At 44.0% G+C, this 24029-nt stretch carries 18 protein-coding genes; 8 read left to right on the top strand and 10 right to left on the bottom strand.

What is annotated here, in order from left to right:
• Window positions 1-130: 130 nt before the first annotated feature.
• Both NX845_RS01340 and NX845_RS01335 read left to right on the top strand, forming a co-directional pair.
• Window positions 131-1384 (top strand): aromatic amino acid transport family protein, encoded by a 1254-nt coding sequence (locus tag NX845_RS01340; protein ID WP_017091019.1) that lies wholly within the window; start codon window positions 131-133, stop codon window positions 1382-1384.
• A 120-nt stretch (window positions 1385-1504) separates the two neighbouring features.
• Window positions 1505-2866 (top strand): L-serine ammonia-lyase, encoded by a 1362-nt coding sequence (locus NX845_RS01335; protein ID WP_004734717.1) that lies wholly within the window; start codon window positions 1505-1507, stop codon window positions 2864-2866.
• 428 nt (window positions 2867-3294) lie between these two features.
• Here the strand turns inward: NX845_RS01335 and NX845_RS01330 are convergent, their stop codons facing one another.
• The 4 genes from NX845_RS01330 to NX845_RS01315 form a co-directional block, all read right to left on the bottom strand.
• Entirely contained in the window at window positions 3295-4437 is a 1143-nt protein-coding gene (locus NX845_RS01330) for an amino acid permease (RefSeq protein ID WP_029224515.1), read from the bottom strand.
• 81 nt (window positions 4438-4518) lie between these two features.
• Window positions 4519-4716, bottom strand: coding sequence for a hypothetical protein (locus NX845_RS01325; RefSeq protein ID WP_131825228.1), 198 nt, complete (start codon window positions 4714-4716; stop codon window positions 4519-4521).
• Between the two features lie 265 nt (window positions 4717-4981).
• Complete coding sequence (gene fdhD, locus NX845_RS01320; protein ID WP_260256413.1) at window positions 4982-5812, bottom strand: formate dehydrogenase accessory sulfurtransferase FdhD; 831 nt, start codon at window positions 5810-5812, stop codon at window positions 4982-4984.
• A gap of 89 nt (window positions 5813-5901) precedes the next feature.
• Entirely contained in the window at window positions 5902-6786 is an 885-nt protein-coding gene (locus NX845_RS01315; protein ID WP_004734714.1) for a LysR family transcriptional regulator, read from the bottom strand.
• Window positions 6787-7386: 600 nt separating this feature from the next.
• Here NX845_RS01315 and NX845_RS01310 point away from each other — a divergent pair.
• Together NX845_RS01310 and NX845_RS01305 are read left to right on the top strand one after the other, a co-directional pair.
• The gene (locus NX845_RS01310) at window positions 7387-9711 is read left to right on the top strand and encodes an FdhF/YdeP family oxidoreductase (RefSeq protein WP_260256412.1); all 2325 of its coding nucleotides are present in this window, start codon (window positions 7387-7389) and stop codon (window positions 9709-9711) included.
• A 323-nt stretch (window positions 9712-10034) separates the two neighbouring features.
• On the top strand, window positions 10035-11669 hold the full coding sequence (locus tag NX845_RS01305; protein ID WP_029405860.1) for a methyl-accepting chemotaxis protein: 1635 nt from the start codon (window positions 10035-10037) through the stop codon (window positions 11667-11669).
• A gap of 114 nt (window positions 11670-11783) precedes the next feature.
• Here the strand turns inward: NX845_RS01305 and NX845_RS01300 are convergent, their stop codons facing one another.
• Window positions 11784-13274: a SulP family inorganic anion transporter gene (locus NX845_RS01300; protein ID WP_004734711.1), complete on the bottom strand. Its 1491-nt coding sequence runs from the start codon at window positions 13272-13274 to the stop codon at window positions 11784-11786.
• 558 nt (window positions 13275-13832) lie between these two features.
• Between NX845_RS01300 and asnS the strand changes: the two genes are divergently transcribed.
• A complete protein-coding gene (gene asnS / locus NX845_RS01295) occupies window positions 13833-15233 on the top strand; it encodes an asparagine--tRNA ligase (RefSeq protein WP_004734710.1) in 1401 nt (466 codons plus the stop codon).
• 159 nt (window positions 15234-15392) lie between these two features.
• Here the strand turns inward: asnS and NX845_RS01290 are convergent, their stop codons facing one another.
• From NX845_RS01290 to NX845_RS01275, 4 genes are all read right to left on the bottom strand, one after another.
• A complete protein-coding gene (locus tag NX845_RS01290; RefSeq protein ID WP_017094355.1) occupies window positions 15393-16553 on the bottom strand; it encodes a serine protease in 1161 nt (386 codons plus the stop codon).
• A 1-nt stretch (window position 16554) separates the two neighbouring features.
• Entirely contained in the window at window positions 16555-17232 is a 678-nt protein-coding gene (locus NX845_RS01285; RefSeq protein WP_017094356.1) for a hypothetical protein, read from the bottom strand.
• 407 nt (window positions 17233-17639) lie between these two features.
• On the bottom strand, window positions 17640-17846 hold the full coding sequence (locus NX845_RS01280) for a hypothetical protein (protein WP_004734707.1): 207 nt from the start codon (window positions 17844-17846) through the stop codon (window positions 17640-17642).
• A 127-nt stretch (window positions 17847-17973) separates the two neighbouring features.
• Window positions 17974-19377 (bottom strand): PLP-dependent aminotransferase family protein, encoded by a 1404-nt coding sequence (locus tag NX845_RS01275; RefSeq protein WP_017077860.1) that lies wholly within the window; start codon window positions 19375-19377, stop codon window positions 17974-17976.
• Between the two features lie 220 nt (window positions 19378-19597).
• Between NX845_RS01275 and NX845_RS01270 the strand changes: the two genes are divergently transcribed.
• The 3 genes from NX845_RS01270 (at window position 19598) to NX845_RS01260 (ending at window position 23132) form a co-directional block, all read left to right on the top strand.
• The gene (locus NX845_RS01270; RefSeq protein WP_004734705.1) at window positions 19598-19897 is read left to right on the top strand and encodes a hypothetical protein; all 300 of its coding nucleotides are present in this window, start codon (window positions 19598-19600) and stop codon (window positions 19895-19897) included.
• A 315-nt stretch (window positions 19898-20212) separates the two neighbouring features.
• Window positions 20213-21739 (top strand): HD-GYP domain-containing protein, encoded by a 1527-nt coding sequence (locus NX845_RS01265; protein ID WP_017094357.1) that lies wholly within the window; start codon window positions 20213-20215, stop codon window positions 21737-21739.
• 202 nt (window positions 21740-21941) lie between these two features.
• Window positions 21942-23132, top strand: coding sequence for an amino acid aminotransferase (locus NX845_RS01260; RefSeq protein ID WP_017086475.1), 1191 nt, complete (start codon window positions 21942-21944; stop codon window positions 23130-23132).
• Window positions 23133-23328: 196 nt separating this feature from the next.
• On the opposite strand, the gene NX845_RS01255 is transcribed toward NX845_RS01260, so the two are convergent.
• Window positions 23329-23973, bottom strand: coding sequence for a TonB-dependent receptor (locus NX845_RS01255; protein WP_065681257.1), 645 nt, complete (start codon window positions 23971-23973; stop codon window positions 23329-23331).
• Window positions 23974-24029: the final 56 nt, after the last annotated feature.

Here is a 24029-nt window from a genome sequence, read left to right as displayed (position 1 = left end):
AAAAATCCGTTTTTCGCATATCATGTGACACGCCGTTTCATTACATGATTTAGATCTATTTTTTACAGAAGAAAATTCTGCAGAATTAGCCCCAACTTATTTCCTGTTCCCAAAAAATGAGTAATTTAACATGAACACAACAACTTCTTCGGCAAATGCCGTTAAAGATTCAAGCAAGTTTAACTATAAAGATTTTACCTGGTGTTTATCACTATTCGGTACAGCAGTTGGTGCTGGCGTACTATTCCTTCCAATCAAAGCTGGTGCGGGTGGTTTTTGGCCATTAGTTATCCTAGCTCTAATCGCGGCACCAATGACTTGGTTCGCACACAAATCTCTAGCTCGTTTCGTACTGTCTGCTAAAAACCCTGAAGCTGATATTACAGACACAGTTGAAGAGCACTTCGGTAAGACTGGCGCAAACATTATTACTTTTGCTTACTTTTTCGCTATCTACCCAATCGTTCTTATCTACGGTGTTGGTATCACGAACACGGTTGATTCTTTCCTAGTAAACCAAATGGGTATGGAATCTATTCCACGTCCTCTTCTTTCTGGTGCACTGATCCTTGCTATGACAGCAGGTGTTGTATTCGGTAAAGAACTGATGCTTAAAGCAACGTCAGCAATGGTTTATCCACTAGTATTCGTCCTACTAGCGCTGTCTTTCTTCCTAGTTCCTGAATGGAACACTTCAATGATGGAAACAAGCCCAGAATGGTCTTCAATGCCTTCTATTATCTGGCTTGCGATTCCAATCATCGTGTTCTCTTTCAACCACAGCCCAATCATTTCACAGTTCTCTAAAGAGCAACGTCGTGTATACGGTGAAGACGCAGTTAAGAAAACTGACGCGATCACTGGCGGCGCAGCAATGATGCTGATGGGTTTTGTAATGTTCTTCGTATTCTCTGTAGTGCTTTCTCTATCTCCAGAGCAACTAGCTACAGCGCAAGCGCAAAACATCTCGGTACTTTCTTACCTAGCTAACGTTCACGAGTCTCCACTTATCTCTTACATGGGTCCTCTAGTAGCGTTCGCAGCGATTACTTCTAGCTACTTCGGTCACTTCCTAGGTGCTCATGAAGGTCTTGTTGGTCTAATCAAGTCTCGCTCTGGTTCTTCAATCAGCACGATTGAGAAAGCATCTCTAGCGTTCATCGTTGTTACAACTTGGATTGTTGCAGTAGTTAACCCAAGCATCCTAGGTATGATTGAAACAATGGGTGCTCCAATGATTGCAGCTATCCTGTTCCTAATGCCTGTATTCGCGATGCAGAAAGTACCAGCAATGGCTAAGTACAAAACATCAGCACCTGTGCAAATCTTTACAGCTTTATGTGGTCTAGCGGCTATTAGTTCTGTAATCTACGGCGCTCTTTAATCTCAAGTCCTTTTTATAAGATGACATCCATCTTATATCGCGAGATTAGACAAAAAATATAATGATAATAAATGAGCCTCCCTACTCCCCTTGGGAGGCTCTCTTTTTGAGGTAATCGCTATGATTAGTGTATTTGATATCTATAAAATCGGTGTTGGTCCATCGAGCTCACACACAGTTGGACCAATGAAAGCGGGTAAAGAATTTATTGATGACCTACGTTCAATGGGAAAATTGCGCGACATCACTAAAATCACCGTGGACGTATATGGATCACTATCACTGACAGGGAAAGGTCACCACACAGATATCGCTATCATCATGGGTCTTGCTGGCAATACTCCTGAGAAAGTAGATATCGACTCTATCGCAGGCTTCATTGCTCGCGTAGAAGAAACTGAACGTCTACCTGTTGGTATGCACTGTCATACTGTTTCGTTCCCGAAAGATGGCGGAATGAATTTCCATAAAACCAACCTTTCTCTACACGAGAACGGCATGAGCATTCATGCTTGGGTTGATGACGAAGTAGCTTACTCAAAAACGTACTACTCAATTGGTGGCGGTTTCATCGTTGACGAAGAGAGCTTCGGCAAAGAAGAAGAAAACCCGATTAAAGCACCTTACGAATTCACAACAGCTGAAGAGCTGGTTAATCAGTGTAAAGAAAGTGGTCTTTCTATCAGTACACTGGTTATGAAAAACCAAGCGGCTTTCCACTCAGACGAAGAGTCTCGTACTTACTTCGCAAACATCTGGAAAACGATGCGTGAGTGTATGGATCGCGGTATGAATACTGAAGGTATCTTGCCGGGTCCACTGCGTGTACCTCGCCGTGCAGCTTCACTTCGCCAACTTCTGATTACTTCAGAAAAAACAACCAATGATCCAATGACTGTTGTTGATTGGGTGAACATGTTTGCATTCGCAGTAAACGAAGAAAATGCTGCCGGTGGCCGTGTTGTTACTGCACCAACTAACGGCGCATGTGGCATCATCCCAGCTGTATTGGCGTACTACGACAAGTTCATCCAAACGGTGACAGAGAAAGATTACATCCGTTACTTCGCGGCTTCTGGTGCGATCGGTGGTCTTTACAAGCGTAACGCTTCTATCTCTGGTGCTGAAGTTGGCTGTCAGGGTGAAGTTGGCGTAGCATGTTCTATGGCTGCTGCTGGTCTTGCTGAGCTTATGGGTGGTAGCCCAGAGCAAGTATGTATGGCTGCAGAAATCGGCATGGAGCATAACCTAGGTCTAACGTGTGACCCAGTAGCAGGCCAAGTACAAGTACCATGTATCGAGCGTAACGGTATTGCTGCAGTTAAAGCAATCAACTCAACTCGTATGGCACTTCGTCGCTCTTCTGCTCCTACTGTTTCTCTAGATAAAGTTATCGAAACTATGCTAGAAACCGGTAAAGACATGAACGCTAAATACCGTGAGACATCTCAAGGTGGTTTAGCAGTTAAGGTGGTTTGTTAATTAACATTCGTTTGTTAATAGCTTTCGAATCAATCTGCTTTTAACGAGCAGATAATAAAAAGGAACGCCGATGCGTTCCTTTTTTTGTATCTAAAGCTTTTGTAGCTGAAGCTTAGTGACTAGGGCGTGTTGATCTTTCGAGCTGATTTTTGCAGCGAGTTGCTGGGTATTTATACAAGGCAGAGGCGTCGATGTGTAGCTAGCCTACATGAGAAGCCGATAACGTAGTAGAAATGGCCAGCAAACGCTGCCCGAAGGGTTCGAGCTGGGCGCCCACGCAAAAAGCGTTTTACTCTTTGTTGAGGGGGATTTGCTTAGAGTGACTAGGCTACTTCCCCCTCGCCGCGATTAAAACGCTTTTATCTCGAACAAAATTTAACCACGAAAGGTCAACACGCCCTAATTATTCAACCGACTAAATTGGTTTGCTAAATCACTTGCGAGATAAGTAAGAAGCAACCAAATAGCAAGGAGAACAACATCATTGGGCGGCCACCTTCAGCGCTGTATCTGTCTTCCGCTACTTTCATGAAGCGCTGCTTGTGAACCATCACCAGAGGAACAAACACAGCTAGGAACACTAAGATGATACCTGCGTAGTTCAACACTTGTAGGAACTTGTCCGCAGCAAGCAATGAACCCGCCAACGGCAAGATAAAGCTAATGCAGTACGTTACTGCGGTGTTCTGGTTGAACATGTCCTTGTTCTGGTTGAATAAAGACATCGCCACACCAAAGAAAGAGGTCAGCAACGCCAAGCCAGTGAAGGTAGACAGAACGTTACCCACCCAAGGAGACTGAGCCTCAAACGCCGCCATCAAATCTGATACGTTCTTGAAGCTTCTGAATTGCTCTTCGCTCAAGTTACCCACTACCGCAAACAACCAACATAAGTAACACACTAATGGGATCAGAGAACCGACGATCACCATGTTACGCAGCTGTTTGTCTGTCGCTTCGTGGTTGTAAGAAACCAAGGTTGGAATCACAACCATAAAGCCAAAGCTCGTAAACAGGATGGCACTGGTTTTGATTAGATCAACATGGTCATGGCTGGTTACCTGCATCAAGTTTTCTTGAGTCATGCTCGGCGCTAAGAACACCATGGTTGCAAACAAGCTTGCTAACATCACAAAGAACAATGCGCGGTTGAGCTTATCAATCACTCCTGTGCCACTTGCGACGACTGCACCAGCAAGTAACGTAAACACGACTTGGCTCGTGGTCGCGGTGAGTTCAACGCCAAAGTTAGACAGTAACTTACTCAGCAAATCACCTGCGCCTAGAATGTAAGCCATCAATAGGCAAATCAATAACGCGTATAGCAAGCCGTTAGTCAGTAACTGGCCTTGTTTACCCAAGGTTTTTCGGGCAATTGAGTTTAGTCCTAGACCACCACCCGCTTTGATGGTCGCTTCTAGAAGTAATAATGCTGCGTAAGTGGTACCGAAGCAGATCAGTACCATCAGCAGTGTGCCGTAAAGCAATCCGAATTGAGCTAATACCATTGGGATCGCAAGCATACCAGCACCGAGAGCGGTACCAGCGATAATTAGGGAGCTACCCATCATTTTAATATTCATTGTTTTTAACTTATTTGTTTAGTTTTTATAGATGTGAGTCTTCGTACATCGAGCGGATGACAAAGGAATTCAGATAGAAATAGAGTTATAAAACGAATAACAATAGGAGCGATAAGCGGTAAAGAAGCGTGCAGAGACGTGGTCGAACAAGGTGTTCAAAGGGGAGCTTGTCTTAAAAGAGGTAAAACGAGAAGCGTGAGTTTGCGTTAACTGATGTGGTGAACCTTCCGTAGGTTCAATAATCGGTGATGTAATCTTGAATTTCATGTATGTGTCCAATAATTAAGTCACATTCCATAGTATTTGAAGCAGCGTATCCATTGCTGCCCTACCTCTGTCATTAGAGGTGTTTTCATCTTATCGAATGAGCTTTGAAACACAACGCTATAACCACATTTTTTGCTATTAAATTGAACAAAACAGCCGTTTGGATATAAATTAACCACCAATCCGCGTAAAACAATAATCATTTATAATAAAAACCAAAGAGAGACACAATGGTCTCTCTTTTTATCCAAACGAAAACATGACATTAAGGCGCAGGGCTATATAGACGAGGTGGACTGCTGTTGGGTAAGTGAATCAGATTTAAGCGATTACGTCTTGCCCATTCGACCGTCAGTGAGGTCGGAGCCGACAAACAAACCAAGGTTGCGATTTCAGCACGCACGGCTTTATGGATAAGCTCTAAACTGCAACGACTCGTCATAATGGCGAAACCCGACTTAGGGTTGATCTCGTTTGCGGCCATTGCCCCTATTAATTTATCCAGTGCGTTGTGGCGGCCGATGTCTTCACGACAAAGTGAAATTTCACCTTTCGAATTCGCAAACAAAGCGGCATGTAAAGCACCGGATATTTTGGCTGCTTTTTGATGTTCGGCAATTCGCCCTCTCAACCCCTGAAAAACCAGTGGACTGGGTGATAACGACGATGGCAATGGAACCAAATCCGGAAGTGCTTGTTCAAGCGCCTCAACACCGCACAAACCACAGCCTGTAGTTCCAGCCAAGTTACGCCGCTGAGTTTTCATGTCCCAAAAAGCACGGTTGCTGATTTCTACTTGCGCGAAATGAGATTCACCATTGCCACCAATCTCAATATCACGAATTTCACTGAATTTTTTTACGATACCGGTGCTTAAACTAAAACCACGCACAAAGTCTTCCATGTGACCAGGCGTCACCATCATAACCGCCTGACTGATCCCGTTATAACTGATCGCCAATGCAGATTCGTTTGCCAGAGGTGCATCCACCACCATGCTATAGCCCGTAAGCTCTCGATAGCTCATGGTATTGGGCTGTGGAGGCGCTTGATTAAAATCAGGCAGTTCAATATAGGATTGAGTTATACATCTCATAAAATCACCCGGAAAGACAGTCAGCTTGACGATATCGACTCAGACTGAAAACGTTACTTATTAAATAAATATCACTGGTTAAACAAACATCACTGATTAAACAAGTGTTTTGCTTCAGCAAAGCACTGATCAGTGAGTGCCGAATAAGGTTCTTGTTTACGCTTAAGTAGACCGAGAGGCGAATGCACCACGGCTTTTTCTATCGGTACGATACGCAGTTGTTCGTTGAGCTCTTCCAATCCTGAGTTAAGCGGCATAACAGCACAGCACAGGCCACTGGTGACAGCTTGGATCAGGTGAAACGTAGAGTTACTTTCAATCAAAGTCTGCGGAACTAGGCCTTTACTACCGAAACTCAAATCAATCGAATGACGATAATGCATGCCTTTAGACAAAAGCCCCAAAGGAATGCTATTGAGTGATTCCCATAAGACTTCCGACTCAGCAAAATCAAAGAATCGGCTATCATACAGAATGCCTAAATCCGTCGAGTTCATTTCTATAACGTCAAAATAAGCCGTATTGATCTGGTCGGTGTAACACATGCCTAAATCAAGTTGGTTACGATTGAGCTGGTCTATGATCTGCTCAGATGTCATCGACAAAATTTGAAAGCGAAGTTCAGGGAATTTTTCTGCTAAAGGCTTAATCAACTGCATCGGGTTTTGACTGGCTAAAGGCACCATGCCAACTCTTAGCGAGCCGACCAGTTGGCCACGGCAGTTAGCCGCTTCGGCTTGTAAACCGTCATGAGCCGCTAAGACGGTCTTTGCCCAAGCCAATATACGCTCACCCGCTTCGGTAAACCCTTCAAAACGTTGACTTCTTGAAATCAACTCGAGGTCTAACTCTTCTTCTAAACGCCTTATCCTCATCGACAACGTAGGCTGAGTAATATGACAAAGTGTCGCAGCCTGACCAAAGTGTTTCGTTTGATCTAAAGCGATTAAATACTTAAGTTGTTTTATATCCATGAATGATTAGTAAAACCTTGAAATGAAGCGTCTTCTTCGCGTTCGTCGTACATTAACGGTTCTCTGTGATTGAAAATACCTATCACGGAAAATGGCTCAATCTGTAAAGCAACGGCTAAAATAACAACGGTATTTTTGATTTAAATCAAAGTATGCCTAATTTAAATATAGGTCAAATCTAAATTATCTATAGCGTGATAGACAGCAACTATCACGGGAGACTCAGCTATATCAAGGCTGCCCAACGAATCTCTCGTAAAATAGAGCTCGCATCGCACTGGCTAATAAATTTTATTTATCACAGTGACAGGTCTATTTATCACTGTGACACAAGCAACACTTTCCATATTTACTCCGCATGATAGATTCTATTTATCACTTAGTCGGCAATATCAATTGGACGCACCGCCCCTTAACGGCATAACCTTTGATTTAGATCATGGCAAACAATTAGCCAGTCTATTTCTAAATATTCAAAGCAGTAAACAGGTATCGATACCAAATAATCAAAACCGTTTTACTCCCGCCTTATTTTTATAACGCGCCTGTTTTTACCGGTTCCCTTGTTTACTGCCGTTCCCACGAGTGAGGAGTGCAGTTGTGAGCCAAAAAGAACAGATAAAAAAATATAAAGGTCCTGCTGGTGGTTGGGGGGCGTTAAAAGCCGTCACTAAGAGTTGGTGGGGCAGCGAAAACGCCATCAAAAACATTCGAACAATGCTTAAAACGAATCAAAACGGTGGTTTTGATTGTCCGGGATGCGCATGGGGTGAATCCCCACACAGCAGTAAAGTGAACTTCTGTGAGAACGGTGCAAAAGCCGTGAACTGGGAAGCCACAAATCGATTTGTGGATCCTGAGTTTTTCGCCGAACACAGCGTAACATCCTTGTCATCACAAACAGACTACTGGCTGGAATACCAAGGCCGAATAACCCATCCGATGAAGTACGACGCAGCATCCGACCACTATATTCCTATCGAGTGGGACGAAGCATTCTCGCTCGTAGCCAAGCATTTGAAGCAACTCGACTCGCCACATCAAGCCGAATTTTACACTTCGGGTCGAGCCAGTAATGAAGCGGCGTTTTTGTACCAACTCTTCGTCCGTGCGTTTGGAACAAATAACTTCCCTGACTGTTCAAACATGTGCCACGAAGCTAGTGCAATTGGCATGAAAGATACGGTCGGTGTGGGCAAAGGAACCGTGGTTTTTGACGACTTTGAACAAGCAGACGCGATCTTTGTGCTCGGGCAAAACCCAGGTACTAATCACCCCCGCATGCTTGAACCATTGCGTGAAGCGGTAAAACGCGGCGCTCAGGTGATCTGCTTCAATCCATTGAAAGAACGTGGACTTGAACGTTTCCAAAATCCTCAAGTTCCAGTTGAAATGTTAAGCAATGGTTCAAAACCAACCAATACCGCTTATTTAAGACCAGCATTAGGTGGCGATATGGCGGTATTTCGTGGGATGGCTAAATATTTGCTGCAATGGGAACGTGATGCGCTCGCAACCGAAGGCAAAGCCATATTTGATCGTCAATTCATCAGCGAACACACCACAGGTATTGATGAATACTTAGCAGAAGTTGATGCGACAACATGGGAGCATATCGCTGAACAATCGGGGTTAGCTTTAAGCGAAATAGAAATGGTCGCAGACATGTACCGCCGTTCAGAAAAGGTGATCATGTGTTGGGCTATGGGGCTAACACAACATCGTCATTCAGTACAAACCATCAAAGAAGTAGCCAATGTGCAATTGTTGCGCGGCAACGTCGGTAAGCCAGGTGCTGGGCTATCACCAGTTAGGGGGCATAGTAATGTCCAAGGCGATCGTACGATGGGTATCGATGAAAAACCCTCAAACCAATTTCTAGATAGCATAGAACGCCGCTTTAACTTCAATGTCCCACGAGATGTAGGCCACAACACCATACAAGCGATTAAAGCTATGGAGGAAAAACGCTCGAAAGTCTTTATTGGTTTAGGTGGTAATTTTGCGCAAGCCACACCCGATACTCCTCGCACACATCTGGCGATGAAAAATTGTGACCTTACCGTTCATATCTCAACCAAACTCAATCGCTCTCACCTTGTTACCGGTCAAGATGCCTTGATTTTGCCATGTTTGGGGCGAACGGAAATCGATACACAAGCTAATGGGCCACAAGGCATCACCGTCGAAGATACCTTCAGCATGGTTCACATCTCTTACGGACAGCTCGAACCTCGATCAGAGCATTTACGTTCTGAACCAGCCATTGTCGCGGGTATTGCCAATGCCACACTGGGCAGCCATCCAATCGATTGGAATTGGGTCATTCAAGATTATGGACATATTCGAGACCTCATTGCAGATACGATTCCGGGCTTTACTGACTTCAATCAGAAACTAGAAAATCCGGGTGGATTTCATTTAGTCAATCCTGCCGCAAATCGTCAATGGAACACCCTCAGCGGCAAAGCGCAATTTGGCTCCAATGAACTGCCAAAACAGCTGATTAATGAAGCGGTGTTGCAAGGGGGTAATAAACCCGATCTGATCTTGCAAACCATGCGTTCCCATGACCAATACAACACCACGTTATATGGCTTGAATGATCGTTACCGCGGTGTCTTTGGTATGCGCGAAGTTTTGTTTATCAATGAAGCCGATATATTGAAGCTCGGTTTTAAACCGGGTGACAAGGTCGATATGGTGTCGCTTTGGGAAGATGGTGTAACGAGAAAAGTGAAAGGGTTTACCCTGGTAGCTTATGACGTTCCACAGGGTCAGGCGGCGGCTTACTATCCTGAAACCAACCCTTTGGTTCCTCTAGACAGCTATGGTGAACGAACCTTTACCCCTACCTCGAAATTTATCGCCATCAGATTAGAAAAATCAATCTCTGACGCCATTCCCCTTTCAACCGTCAGTTAACTGGCAATTGGCAATTGAAAGTAAAAGTAAAAATCCACCTGTTTTGGCAGGTGGATTTTAATAATGACGCTTGACCAGTATAAAGACAGCCCGCTGAATATGTTTATTCAAGTCATGTACGTTTATTAGGCTTTTCATGCTCTTCAAATTTAACGATAAACTCCCTTTCATTCGCCCAAAGAACATCATCACAAACTCGCTACATCACAGAAACATAACCACAACCGGAGTGTGGTCACACAATCGGTTATACCTCATAGGTGGTATGGGTCTCTTACACGTAAAGTATGCGCGTCATTATAATTAATAAAAACAAACACCTTATGCGCTCAACAATCACCTTTAAAATCCTAGTGGCCCTCGCCATCGTGTTCACTTTTCTATTAGCAATATCGACCTACTTTCAATATTCGCAGCAAAAGCAACTTGTAAACTCAGTGTTAAGTGAGCAGCTTCACGATAAAGCGAGCAACTATTTCGATAGCCTCAATATGATGATGCTCACTGGCACCATGGCACAAAAAGAGACCCTTCGTCAGAAAGCGTTAGCTCAAGAAGGCATTGAAAATGTTCGTGTATTGCGTGCTGATGCGGTAAGTAAGTTATACGGGCCTGGCAATGACAACCAAACACCTGTGGATGATATTGATAAACGAGCGCTAGCGGGTGAAACCGTTATCGAACCCTTTTCTGCCGATTGGGGAAAAGGCTTGGTTATTGCTCTGCCAATGAAGTCGAGCGAGAACTATCGCGGCACCAATTGTGTGGCATGTCATATGGCGCCAGAAGGGGAAGTATTAGGTGCAATTCGACTTGAATATAACCTTAGCCATGTCAACTCGCTGATCAATACTCAAACGATGACAGCGATCGGTATCATGGCGGTGATCTCCTTTGCCGGATTCGTTCTTACTATGGGATTGATTCGTAAGATAATCGTTCGCCCGCTTCAACAAACCTCTCGCTTTATGACTCAAGTCAGCAGTGATAAAAACCTATCCACTCGGCTGCCAGAGCAAAGCAAGGATGAAATTGGCACGCTTGCTAACTCCATCAACTCGTTCATGGGCACGGTTTCCAACAGCTTAGAGAGGGTACAAGACACCTCGCACAAACTGAATGCGTCTGCCAACCAACTGACCAGTGTTGCACAAATTACCGAGCAAGCCGCCAGCGATCAACAAAACGAAACCACTGAAGTACAAAACAATATCGAAGGGATACAGGCGCAGCAAGTTAATGTAGAACAAGCCACTTTAACCGCGTCAGAACTCATCAATCATACCGCTGATGTGGCCTGTAACAGTGCTAACCAAGCACATGATGCAAGTAGTGAGATAAAGAACCTAGTCAGCAGCATAGAAGAAGTGAAACACAAAATACTGACACTCAATGAGCAAACCGGAGAGGTCTCTTCAATATTGAGCGTGATTCGTGGCATTGCCGACCAAACCAATCTTCTAGCCTTAAATGCGGCGATTGAAGCGGCTCGTGCGGGAGAGCAAGGTCGGGGCTTTGCGGTAGTTGCAGATGAAGTTCGAAATCTTGCATCACGAACGGCAGAGGCAACTGGCAGTATTGAGTCAATCATTCATCAGTTCCAGCAAGGCAGTGAAGAGTCGCTGACTTCTGCCGATCGCGTTTGCGAACAAGCACATCAAAGCTCAACAGATATCGACGCACTGTCCGTTGAAATGAATGGTGTCGTTGAAGAAATGAAACAAGTGCTGGCTCATGCGAAAAATATTCAACAACAGACGCAATCCACTACACACGCGACCGAAGATGTTCAACAAAAGGTTGAAACCATCACTTCTCACGCCGACAACACATCGCAGTCTGCGGCTGAGACTCGTGGAATCAGTAATGATTTAGAAGAGCTGTCTGATCACCTTGAATCTCTTATCAACCAATTCACCTTATCGAACTCAAAGACCAACGATAAAGGTCAGTCATAGGTCGCTAGAACTCCCCTACCGACATCAACAAAAAAGCGCTCAATGATGAGCGCTTTATCTTCATAACAATGTCTAGTTCAGGCTTTCAGGCTTTCAAAGTACCTTAAACAATGATTAGTGCGTAATGGAAACCGCGGTTAAGTCTTTATGCTTGTGGTACATCGCGTGCTTGAATATCAGATTCGCACTCACGGTATCCATTCCTGCGACTTCTACATAAGCGCCCTTTTTACGGAACTTAAATACGACCTTATCAAGCGCCTCAACCGACGTGTTATCTAGGAAAGACGCATCCGAAATATCGATGGTCACTAAAGAGGTCGCATTGTCATAATCAAATAGATCGACAAACGCATCTGAAGAAGCAAAGAAAACATGGCCTTTTACTCGGTGGGTAGTGTGCATTTCGTTAGTCACGACTTCATCGGATATAAACACCATGGATTTGCTGGCATGTGCATAAAACAGAGCCGATAGCACCACGCCAACCGCAACACCTATTGCGAGATTGTGAGTAAACACCACCACCGCCACGGTTGCTAACATGGTTACATTGGTTGGGAGTGTGTGGTCTTTAAGCTCAACAACAGAGCGCCATGAAAACGTGCCGATTGAAACCATGATCATCACAGACACTAAAGCGGCCATCGGTATCAGCTTCAACCAATCAGAAACAAACACCACCATTAGCAGTAAAACAACCCCGGCGATCAAGCTGGATAATCGGGTTAAGCCGCCTGATTTGATGTTAATGATCGACTGGCCAATCATCGCACACCCCGCCATACCACCAAATAGTGAAGCCACGATGTTCGCAACGCCCTGCCCTTTACATTCATTGTTCTTATTACTTTCAGTATCGGTCAGGTCATCCACGATCGTCGCCGTCATCAATGATTCCAATAAACCTACAAGAGATAGAGCAATAGAATATGGAAGGATGGTTGTGAGCGTATCAAACGTGAATGGAATATTAGGGATCAAGAACACAGGCAGTGAATCCGGAAGCTTGCCCATATCGCCAATCGTTCTGACATCTAAACCAAATAACAAACTGATAATAGTCAGGGCAACAATCGCGACTAATGGAGAAGGTATTGCACGACCAAACTTGGGAAAATAAGGAAGCAGATAAATGATCGCCAAACCCAAGGCGACTAACACGTAAACGCTCGAAGGGACGTTGATCAACTCAGGGAGCTGAGCCATAAAGATAAGAATAGCGAGCGCGTTAACAAACCCAGTAATCACCGATTTGGAAACGAAATTCATCAGATTACCAAGCTTGAGATACCCAGCCGCGATTTGAATGACGCCAGCAAGAAATGAAGCTGCGAGTAGATACTCTAGCCCGTGTTCTCTCACTAAGGTGACCATCAACAGCGCCATTGCGCCCGTTGCCCCAGAGATCATCCCCGGACGACTGCCAACCAAAGCGGTTACAACACAGATACAGAAAGAAGCATAAAGCCCTACTTTAGGGTCGACGCCTGCGATAATTGAAAATGCGATGGCTTCAGGGATTAATGCGAGTGCAACCACAATCCCAGATAATGAATCTCCTTTAACGTTTGATAACCAATGTTTTTTTAAATAATTAAGCATGTAATTCTCTTTTACTTGTACAGCCAGTCCTGCCTTGTTCAGACATAATTTGATCGACTGTTTTTCTTGAATGAGCGAGCGCTCGAAAAGTGCGGGTGTAGAGAGAATGCAGGGGTTAAGGCGGCGTAATTAACACGTGAATATTAAACTCCTCTTGTAGCTTTAGTGGGAAATTTAGAAGGTGATCAAGTCCAAAATGACTGAATCCGCGCCAATATAGAGTGAGTCTCAGCACAATCACACTCCCATTATTGAAAACAAAGGTTTCGATTACGTCTTGCTCGTTCAACAACTCACATAGGGTGAAAGGTAAGGCTGACGCTAATATCGAACAAAAAACACACCCTCAAACCTATTTATCGTCAGTAGACACAATATTTCTTTCACCAAGCAAGAATAAAGGTTGAAGCTGTCGGTATGACAGGTAATATGTTCAATCGATTTAAAAAGTTTATACAACTCAATGTTTCGGCTAATTATTGTGCAAATATATGTTCATTTGCCTCAATGCCAGAGACTTTGAGTTGAATTTGTCCCTCAATGGAGAATGAAATCAACATGACTTACGCGCCTGTAACAGACGTACTTGGCGGCAAGCTAGCGGTAGACAGTGAAGTAACTGTTCGCGGCTGGATCCGTTCACGTCGTGATTCCAAAGCTGGAATCTCTTTCCTTGCCATTTATGACGGCTCTTGTTTCGACCCGATTCAGGCCGTGGTTCCTAATAATCTTAATAATTACGAAGACGAAGTATTAAAGCTAACAACTGGCTGCTCTGTTGAAGTAACAGGTAAGATTGTTGAGTCTCCTGCGAAAGGTCAAGACTTCGAACTAGCAGCAACTGACGTTAAAGTTGTAGGCTGGGTTGAAGACGCTGACACTTACCCAATGGCTAAGACACGTCACTCTATCGAATACCTTCGTGAAGTTGCTCACCTACGCCCACGTACAAACGTGATCGGCGCAGTAGCACGTGTACGTAACTGTCTATCTCAAGCGATTCACCGTTTCTACCACGAGCAAGGTTTCTTCTGGACTTCAGCTCCGCTTATCACTGCATCTGATGCAGAAGGCGCTGGTGAAATGTTCCGCGTATCGACGCTAGACATGGAAAACCTGCCTCGCACTGACGAAGGCAAAGTTGACTTCAACGAAGATTTCTTCGGTAAAGAAACTTTCCTAACAGTATCTGGCCAACTTAATGCTGAAGCTTACGCTTGTGCACTAAGCAAGGTTTACACGTTCGGTCCTACGTTCCGTGCTGAAAACTCAAACACAAGCCGCCACCTAGCTGAATTCTGGATGGTTGAGCCTGAAGTTGCGTTTGCAGACCTTGACGATGTAGCGAAATTGGCTGAAGACATGCTTAAGTACGTTTTCGCTGCTGTTCTTGAAGAACGCCGCGACGACCTTGAGTTCTTCGCTTCTCGCATCGACAAAGAAGCAATCACTCGTCTAGAGCAATTCGTAGACGCTGATTTCGCACAAGTTGACTACACTGACGCAATTCAAATCCTACTAGATTCTGGTAAGAAATTTGAATTCGACGTTGAGTGGGGCATCGACATGTCTTCTGAGCATGAGCGTTACCTAGCTGAAGAGCACTTCAAAGCACCTGTTATCGTTAAGAACTACCCGAAAGACATCAAAGCTTTTTACATGCGCTTAAACGACGACGGCAAAACAGTTGCAGCAATGGACGTACTTGCACCAGGCATCGGTGAAATCATCGGTGGTGCACAACGTGAAGAGCGTCTAGACATTCTAGACGAGCGCATGATTGGTATGGGTATCGACCCTGAGCACATGAGCTGGTACCGCGACCTACGTAAATACGGCACAGTGCCTCACGCTGGCTTCGGTCTTGGCTTTGAGCGTCTAGTGTCTTACGTAACAGGTATGGGCAACGTTCGTGACGTTATCCCGTTCCCACGTACACCACGCTCTGCTAACTTCTAATCTTAGCTTTCTTCTTTCAGAGAAGTCAGTATAGATAGATAATTAAATAGATAAAAACCTCCGTATATACGGAGGTTTTTTTATACGCACTTATTTATAAGGGTATGTTCATAAGCCCCTATTGCTAAGCGCCTACTGATAAAAGCTTAACAGCTCAGTCTACTCGACAGTACGAACCAAAAAGTGATCTAAAAGTATCTTCTCGCCCGTCTGTTCTAGCGGCTTAAATTCAATCACCATCTGGTCACCCTTTTGTTCAAAAGCATTCACCTTAAAGAATAAGCTATCCTTATCCGCCTTAATGTTATGAGCAACCTGACGACCATTTACAAACACATCAAAAGCGGGCGCTTTTGGGTTTGCAGGAATGACAGTTTCAAAAGTGTACGTTTCACCTTCTTGCGCATAAGCTGTGTTGTAAATACCGCCATCCTTCGTCCAATAAGTACCATTAAAATCCATACTTCCAGCTTTCCAATAGCTGTAAAAGGCGTGAAGATCTTCGATACTGTTCTGGGTCGTTGGCGTCCATCTTACGTCACCAAGATTGACTGGCTTCGTGTAACTAAACCCATGCTCCCTCATATCCTTGTTTAAGGAATCTAATCTCCCCAAAACATCATCAAAGGTATCTTGCCAACCAAGCTCGCCATAATATTGAAGGCCTATCTCCCCAATAATGTAAAACTCATCGTCTCGTTCAATCGTAATGCCTGAACCTGAGTCTCCATGTATGATCAGCCACTGCAAATCACTTTGAGGCATGATCACCGGGTTATATTTATATTCAGCTAACCATTTCTTGTCTGTGTCATTGTACTTAACAAATTTCTTCCCGCCATTACGGCCGTTGTAGTTACCAAAGCCAACGCTATTTACTTCATAAACCTGTGAATGATCGAACATCCCTTTCTCTGGTAACTTCGCGGGCTTAATACCGGTGATTGGCGTGTCTAAGCGCACCAGAGCGAAATCATAAATGCCATCAGTAAATTCATATTCGCCCCACTCACCATCAGGGTCAGTAGTCGCACGTGATGTATGAATAACGTTGTACTTACCGTTCTCATCTTTTTCATAAGAAGAACAAGTTACTGCATTTTCATACCCTTCACTTTTAGAGCCTGATACGTGATTTGCCGTTATCACCCAGTAAGGGTCAATTAAGGTCGCGGAACCCGCATTCATATGACAGGCAAAATCGAACTGAGTTTGTAGAGCGAACGTTTTGTGTTGAGTGACCGAACGATCCATTTTCCCGAGACCTGAGTGAGCAGAAAAGCTCGCTACAATTGCTGATGCTAGAATGATTCTTTTCATGTTACTCAACCTCTCTCAACTGGATAGCCTCAATAGCGTGATAGCCTTGTCTCGATTCAAAATCAAACTGCCTATATTGGCGTGAATATGAGATTTCTACGATGTCATCTGGCGATTGAGATTCGAAAACAATCGTATTTTTGACACTGGTCATGTGAAAGGAAATGTCATTTTTAATTGTGATGCATTGCTTGTTAATACATGCGGTTACATCAGCAGAAGACAGCCAATTATGTGTATAAAGCTCTACAGAAAATCGCCCTTCTTTACTCGGCTGAACGTCAAAAGAGAAACCACTAGAACCAACAAGTAAACCTGAAAAAGCCAGCTCTTGGTTATAATCCGTAGAGTCGCCGTCTTGCCAGTAGTAACGATTACCAACTGCATTTTTAGTCTCTGAAGTAGCGACTTGTTTTAAATCACCAATAACCTTCACATCACCAATTAAGGCGCTATTGGGTTTATCTTTTCTTTGATGCTCTCCATAAAGAAAAGCCCAATCTAAGCCGTTTAAGTCAACATCTCTTGCGTAACGATACTTTCCCTCATCAAGCTCATAGCCGATAAATTCACTGGTAATAGACAATCTATTAGTACCAACTTCCGAAAAATTGCTTAGTCGATTCAAATCAACATGGAGTTCGCTTGCTGAAGCATTGGTGGCTAACAAAGCCAACATGCACAGGTTTGTTTTTGTATATTTCAATCTCATAATCCCGCATCTCAATTAGTCATAACCAATTGTAATAAATGGGAAATTTAAACCTGTAAGGTACTGTAAGCCTTTACTCTGGTCACTTTTATCGCATAGCGACCAATAATTGACGTGAATATATAACAACGAAAGGTAGGCTCTGGTTATTTCCTAGCGCAACCAATAAGCCAAGTTTTTGACTAAAGGTGATGCATATTCCAAATAATCACCATTTCTCGCTTACACAGACTTACAAAGCCTGTGGCATTAAAGTATGAGATAACCTTCAGAGCTCAGGTTTAATGCAATTATGCAAAAGTTCAGGTCATTTAAAACCAAAAAGCCCTGCCAATTTCTGGCAGGGCTTAAAATAATTCGACTGGATAATCGGCTTAATCGACATCTTGGTCGATAGCGTATTTTATCGCGAGACCGCAGATTGCCATCATAACGAACGGGATAGCCGCTGTTGTGTATTCAGCCCAAGCCATATCAGCGAAGGCTTTTGCCAGCAATACGTGTCCGAGAATAAGCAGAAGCGCACACACAATCGCGACGATAATCAGCTTAACTTCATTTCCCATAGTCATTTTCAACATAACGGTATCTCCAATATTTGGTCTGACTGTATTGAATCACAACTCTTTGTTGTACAAGGCGTACAGTTGCACCAGAAACAATCCGTACAGTTGAAATCATGGTCTGTTTTATGAGTGACTTAAGATTTTACGAATGCGTAAGTTGATGTGCCAGTTTGCCAAGCAAGATTAGTGCTTGTTCTTTCTCTTCTGTGAGTTCATAAGAGAAGTTCAATCTGATCGCGTTATCTACTCTGCCCTGCTCACTAAACAGATCGCCTGAAGCGACGCTGATCCCCTGAGCAATCGCTAGCTGGTAAAATTGTTGACTGTCGAATTTGGCGGAAAGACGAATCCATATGAAGTAGCCACCAGCCGGTTCTTCAATCTCGACGGAATGCGGGAAGTACTGCTTGATGACCTCAATGAATCGTTCTTTTCTCACTAGAAGATTTTTACGTAATTTACGAAGGTGATTGTCGTAGCTTTCATGTGTTAAAAAGTGTGCGACGCCAAGTTGCACAGGCGCACTACTCGACAGTGTAGAAAGAAGCTGCAGCTTTTGAATGGCATCATTGAAACGCGTGTTCACAACCCAGCCGACCCGATAACCCGGACACAGACTTTTTGAGTACGAACCACAAAGCAGAACAGAATCGGTCTTATCGAAGGCTTTTAGTGGCTTGGGTTTATGCCCTTCGAAGTAGAGGTCACCATATACGTCATCTTCAATAATGTAGGTTTCGTGTTGTTCTGCAATCTGAACTACACGGCGCTTCGCTTCTTCAGACAAACTTGTCCCTGTCGGGTTTTGAAACGTCGTCATCAGCCAACACGCTTTTACATCTTGGTTTTGTAGTGCGCTTTCAAACTGCTCAATATTCAATCCATTGATTGGACAAACATCCACTTCGATAGGATTGAGTCCTAATCTTTCTACGGCCTGTAAAGCACCATAGAAAGCGGGAGATTCAATCACAACATTATCACCCGACTTAGTAACCGTTTGCAGGCTTAAGTTAAGCGCTTCCATTGCGCCAGAGGTAATCACGATATCTTGATGGTTAACCGTAATGCCTTGTTGCAGGTAACGCTGCGCGATTTGTCTTCTTAAGGACTCACTTCCCGGTGGCAGATTATTGATCACACTGGCACCTGTCATCTTTCTACCAGCACTGGCAAGGTTTCGAGTCAAGGTAGGTAATGGGAAAAGGTCAGGATCGGGGAATGCTGAGCCAAAAGGAATCACACCCTCTGCTGAACTCGATTTCAAAAAGTCGAATAAGCGATCATTAATGGCTTTCTTTTTGTGTACTAACGGCAGTTCATAATCAACGCCGTCCACACGTGGTGCAACAAAGTAGCCCGACTGAGGCTTAGCGATGATCCACCCTTCGCTTTCTAACAATTGGTAGGCTTGTAAGACAGTACTATTGCTGACGTTGTAATTTCGACAACTCATGCGTACCGAAGGGATCTTCTCTCCGGATCGCCAAGTGTTATTAGCGATCTGAGTTCGAATATCCTTTGCAAGCTCTTCATAACGCGCCATCTAATTGTACTACCTAGATAAATTCTAATAAGCCGGGGATTTTATCACTAACGTTAACAACTATTGCTGCTATCCATATGATTGGACCTAATTTCTATAATAGTGTGAATTGGTTCACAGATAACTTTGTATGCTTTGCTAAGTTTGTAACCAAGGCGGGAGCCAAGTTCGTTCTACGCCTCTATAATTTGATGTAACCCAAAAAACATGCGAGATAACAATGAAAAAAATAGAAGCAGACCAATTAAGTTATAAAGGAGAGTCAAACGGTGTTCATAGTTGGACAACACCGAGTGGCCAGCCATATTACTGGCACCCAGATTGGCTACATATCGCTGAAGATGCAACAGGCTCACATCCAAAGCAGAAGATCGACGTCGATCAAGACCAAGCACCAACTGAGAAACACGCGGTGTCTGCTATTCTGAAACACCTTAACCAATGGGCATCAGACAAACTAGCGTCTCACCCTGAGATTGAAACAGGTTCTATCGAAGCTGAAATCAACCTGAAAAAGTAATTGTTTTAAAGTAGATAGCGAACTCAATCACTCGCGATTCCACTCAAGTATACCGACTGAATAGCCTCTAATCTCAACGAGGCTATTCAAGTATCTTCATAGTAATGCTGCAATAACCCCCACCTAGCTAACAAATCACTAACACAAACCAGTTTCTTGTATCATTCCACGAAAGCTATCGATAGAATTTCCGGTCACATTCACGACAGCAATGCTAATCATGCAGATTTCCAATATCGTGAATCAATGTGAAAATCGTAAATCAATGTGAAAATCGCGTATTCGTAAACTTAGGATTAGTTACGAAACCCTAAGATGAAAATCAACAAAGGCTTATCGATGGATACTTCAAATTACAATCAATCGCTAACGACTAAATTATACGTCATCGCTGGCGTGCTGTTTGGCACCTACGGCAGTCGGGTGTGCCCTATGCTCGAAAGCTTAACGACGTTAGAGATTTTCACACAAGTCAGTATTGTGTTTGTCTTATTATGGCTCGCGCGTCATTACTTATTAGCGCAACACTCCTTAGTCAAACAAGGTCGATTAGCGCAGCTCGATACCCTGTTATTTTTTGCTGCAAGTGTCCCTTTCGCGCTCTACTACAACTTAAGCTATGAATTCACCATAGACAGTAATTTGAAAGTACTGTTTGGCATGAGCCTATTTGGCTTCTTTACTGGAACCATTCTTCAACTGAATGCCAAGCTTAGTCAAATGGACAAGATGGAAGAGTCTGGACAATTTGATTTCCGATTGATTGGTGAAAGAAGCTCTCTGGTCAAACAGATGATTGGTTTAGTTATCGTGCTTCTGGTAACACTAACCACCATGCTAACTATGATCGCCGTCAAAGACATCTTTTGGCTAGAACATAACCCTGACCGCTTGTTGGATGGCACAGGCAAGATCAGCGTGATCAAAGAGTTCATTTATTTGGCAGTAGTTCTAGGGGGATACGCGATAACCATTATGACTTTATGGAGCAAGCTGATTAAGCGAATTCTCCTAAGCCAAGAACACGCATTGAGAAAGGTTACCAGTGGCGAACAAGGCGTTCGCTTACCTATTTTCGGCTACAATGAGCTGGGGTCAATGGCATCAATGACCAACACCATGCTTGATAGCCTCGAAACGGCACAAAACGAAGTCAAAACCACACGTGACGTTGCGATTGTAAGCTTGTCTGCGTTGGCAGAATCTCGAGACAATGAAACCGGTGCTCACATTCTGAGAACCCAAGAATACGTAAAGGTACTCGCACAAGAGCTCAGTAAGTCGGAAATCCACGCAAACTTGTTAACACCAAACTACATAGAGCTGCTTTACAAATCTGCTCCACTTCATGACGTAGGCAAAGTAGGCGTTCCTGATAACGTGTTATTAAAGCCGGGTAAATTGACGGACGAAGAGTTTGAGATAATGAAAGGTCACCCCGCGATTGGTGCTGAAGCGTTATCTATTGCAGAAAAGCAGTTAGGAAGCAGCTCTTTCCTGAGAGTCGCGAAAGAGATTTCTCTGACCCACCACGAAAAATGGAACGGCAGCGGTTATCCAAATCAGCTGTCTGGTGAGGACATTCCATTATCTGGTCGCTTGATGGCATTAGCCGATGTTTATGACGCGTTAATATCAAAACGAGTCTACAAGCCAGCCTTTACTCATGAACAAGCTAAGCAGATTATCTTGGAGGGCAATGGGACGCATTTTGATCCGCAAGTTGTCCAAGCTTTTCTGGCTGTCGAACAAGAGTTTGTTTCGATTGCCGCGACCTACAAAGATGGCAAAAATGTACCAAGTGAACTCGAGCGTGAAAGCTTTATTGCTCAACCAGCTTAATCTATATAAAAACCACTAACTTCTTGCACCCTATAGGTTAATCCGTAGGGTGTTTTGTTATCAAATACCCTCTTTAGTCAATAAATCTGATTGAAATGGATTTTTTTTGGCCTTTCTGTTCACTTCGTATTGTCTTAAAAATTCCATACAGGTATAACTACCCATAGATACTATCCCCTCTCAATTGACATGGATGAAGATTATGTTTGAAAAAGTGTTAGCTGCTCCCGCCGATCCTATCCTCGGCCTTACTGAAGAGTTTAAAAAAGACTCTCGTGCAGAGAAAATCAACCTTGGTGTTGGCATCTACAAAAATGAAGCTGGCCAAACGCCTGTACTTAAAACAGTAAAGAAAGCAGAAGCTGCACTTCTTGAAAGCGAAAAAACCAAATCTTACCTGACAATTGAAGGTACAGCTGAGTACGGCCTAGCGGTTCAGAAGCTTCTTTTCGGTTCAGACGCAGAGATCGTAACGTCTCAACGCGCGAAAACTGCACAAGCTCCTGGTGGTACTGGTGCACTTCGCGTTGCTGGCGAATTCATCAAGCGCCAACTAGGCGATGCTAAAATCTGGATCAGTAACCCAACGTGGGCAAACCACAACGGCGTTTTCGCTGCTGCGGGTATCGAGACAGCTCAATACAGCTACTACAACGCTGAAACAAAAGACAAAGACTTCGCAGGCATGGTTGCTGACCTAGAGAAAGCTTCTGAAGGAGATATCGTTCTTCTTCACGGCTGCTGTCACAACCCAACAGGTATCGACCCAACAACTGACGAGTGGGAAGTGCTAGCTAAACTGGTTGCTGAGAAGAAACTGCTTCCTTTATTCGATTTTGCTTACCAAGGTTTTGCAAAAGGCGTTGAAGAAGATGCAGCTGGTCTACGTATTTTTGCTCAATACAACAAAGAGATCCTTGTTGCGAGCTCATTCTCTAAGAACTTCGGCTTGTACAACGAGCGTGTGGGCGCATTCACTCTAGTTGCAGAATCTGCAGACGTAGCAACGACAGCGTTCTCTCAAGTTAAGAGCATCATCCGTTCTATCTACTCTAACCCACCAGCGCACGGTAGTGCTGTAGTAACTCACATCCTTGGTGATGCTGATCTACGTGCTGAATGGGAAGCGGAAGTGGCAGAAATGCGTGACCGTATCCAAGAGATGCGTGAGCTATTCGTAACAACACTGAAATCTGAAGGTGTTGATGCAGACTTCACATTCATCGAGCGCCAAAACGGCATGTTCTCGTTCTCTGGCCTAAGCAAAGAGCAAGTAACTCGCCTGAAAGACGAATTCGCTATCTACATTGTTGGCTCTGGCCGTATCAGTGTTGCTGGCATGACTAAGTCAAACATGGGTCCTCTATGTAAAGGTCTTGCTGCGGTTCTTTAATCGAAAAGCGAAACCTGTATCTGTCGACCTATAGCCCATAGCCTATAGATATGCAAAAGCCAGCGATTAAGCTGGCTTTTTTGTGTCTGTCTCTTTGTTTATAAGAGCTATGTATATAATAGCTATTAAGGCACTTAGCCTTTTCGTTACTAACACTTGGTCTCTGCGTACTAACGCTTAGCCTCTGCGTTGCTGGTTAATACTCTAGGAAAAATTCCACACCTAGCTCGTTCGTCCTCTCGCTTACACCTTTACTTCCCTCACCATCTCGGTGTTGATAAGAGCCACCAATCGCAAACTTATTGGTCACGAGATAACGTAAACCCACGTGGTAAATTTCTTCATCAAACAGGTCACTTCGGTTCACTTGCACACTGCCGTTAGCAATCCAACGTTTTGCAAAACCATAGTTAAGTTCGGCTTTTACACCTTGGACAAATTCAGTATCCGATTCGATGGTTTCGTTGCTGCCATTAAGCTCTACCTCACCTTTAGTAATGCCCAGCAAGTAAGAAGCGACAATATCCAAATCTTTCTTGATGCTGTAACGATACCCAGCCCCTGCCATTAAGGTATCAATTCGAGTGGTACTTTCATCTGGATGAATGAAGCGCGCACTATAGTCACCTAACAACAACCAATCATCGGTCATCGCGTAACTGACGCCTAATCCGTACGACGAGGCATTGTTATTACTGCCTGCATCTTCATTTAAACTGCCCGAATGCGCGGTGGCATAAACATGGTCATAATCAAGAATATCCACCGCGTTAGTGTCCGCCCACAAACTTGGAGAAAACATAAAAACCGCAGTTACCAAACTAAGCTTCCACTTCGACATTCCTATCATCCTTCAACTGTCACTCCATTAACTAAAAGATTAGTCTATCCATAAGA

The organism is Vibrio sp. NC2, from assembly GCF_025195005.1.
Lineage (GTDB): Bacteria > Pseudomonadota > Gammaproteobacteria > Enterobacterales > Vibrionaceae > Vibrio > Vibrio splendidus.
Note: the sequence above shows the minus strand (reverse complement) of the source record. Positions and strands in the feature narration are given on the sequence as shown.

What these genes read in the sequence shown, in the direction of transcription:
- NX845_RS01280 (WP_004734707.1), bottom strand. Translation starts at nt 17,846, where the DNA reads ATGTTGAAAATGACTATGGGAAATGAAGTTAAGCTGATTATCGTCGCG.
- NX845_RS01305 (WP_029405860.1), top strand. Translation starts at nt 10,035, where the DNA reads ATGCGCTCAACAATCACCTTTAAAATCCTAGTGGCCCTCGCCATCGTG.
- NX845_RS01290 (WP_017094355.1), bottom strand. Translation starts at nt 16,553, where the DNA reads ATGAAAAGAATCATTCTAGCATCAGCAATTGTAGCGAGCTTTTCTGCT.
- fdhD (WP_260256413.1), bottom strand. Translation starts at nt 5,812, where the DNA reads ATGAGATGTATAACTCAATCCTATATTGAACTGCCTGATTTTAATCAA.
- NX845_RS01300 (WP_004734711.1), bottom strand. Translation starts at nt 13,274, where the DNA reads ATGCTTAATTATTTAAAAAAACATTGGTTATCAAACGTTAAAGGAGAT.
- NX845_RS01335 (WP_004734717.1), top strand. Translation starts at nt 1,505, where the DNA reads ATGATTAGTGTATTTGATATCTATAAAATCGGTGTTGGTCCATCGAGC.
- NX845_RS01340 (WP_017091019.1), top strand. Translation starts at nt 131, where the DNA reads ATGAACACAACAACTTCTTCGGCAAATGCCGTTAAAGATTCAAGCAAG.
- NX845_RS01260 (WP_017086475.1), top strand. Translation starts at nt 21,942, where the DNA reads ATGTTTGAAAAAGTGTTAGCTGCTCCCGCCGATCCTATCCTCGGCCTT.
- NX845_RS01315 (WP_004734714.1), bottom strand. Translation starts at nt 6,786, where the DNA reads ATGGATATAAAACAACTTAAGTATTTAATCGCTTTAGATCAAACGAAA.
- NX845_RS01285 (WP_017094356.1), bottom strand. Translation starts at nt 17,232, where the DNA reads ATGTTGGCTTTGTTAGCCACCAATGCTTCAGCAAGCGAACTCCATGTT.
- NX845_RS01265 (WP_017094357.1), top strand. Translation starts at nt 20,213, where the DNA reads ATGAAAATCAACAAAGGCTTATCGATGGATACTTCAAATTACAATCAA.
- NX845_RS01330 (WP_029224515.1), bottom strand. Translation starts at nt 4,437, where the DNA reads ATGATGGGTAGCTCCCTAATTATCGCTGGTACCGCTCTCGGTGCTGGT.
- NX845_RS01270 (WP_004734705.1), top strand. Translation starts at nt 19,598, where the DNA reads ATGAAAAAAATAGAAGCAGACCAATTAAGTTATAAAGGAGAGTCAAAC.
- NX845_RS01275 (WP_017077860.1), bottom strand. Translation starts at nt 19,377, where the DNA reads ATGGCGCGTTATGAAGAGCTTGCAAAGGATATTCGAACTCAGATCGCT.
- asnS (WP_004734710.1), top strand. Translation starts at nt 13,833, where the DNA reads ATGACTTACGCGCCTGTAACAGACGTACTTGGCGGCAAGCTAGCGGTA.
- NX845_RS01325 (WP_131825228.1), bottom strand. Translation starts at nt 4,716, where the DNA reads ATGAAATTCAAGATTACATCACCGATTATTGAACCTACGGAAGGTTCA.
- NX845_RS01255 (WP_065681257.1), bottom strand. Translation starts at nt 23,973, where the DNA reads ATGTCGAAGTGGAAGCTTAGTTTGGTAACTGCGGTTTTTATGTTTTCT.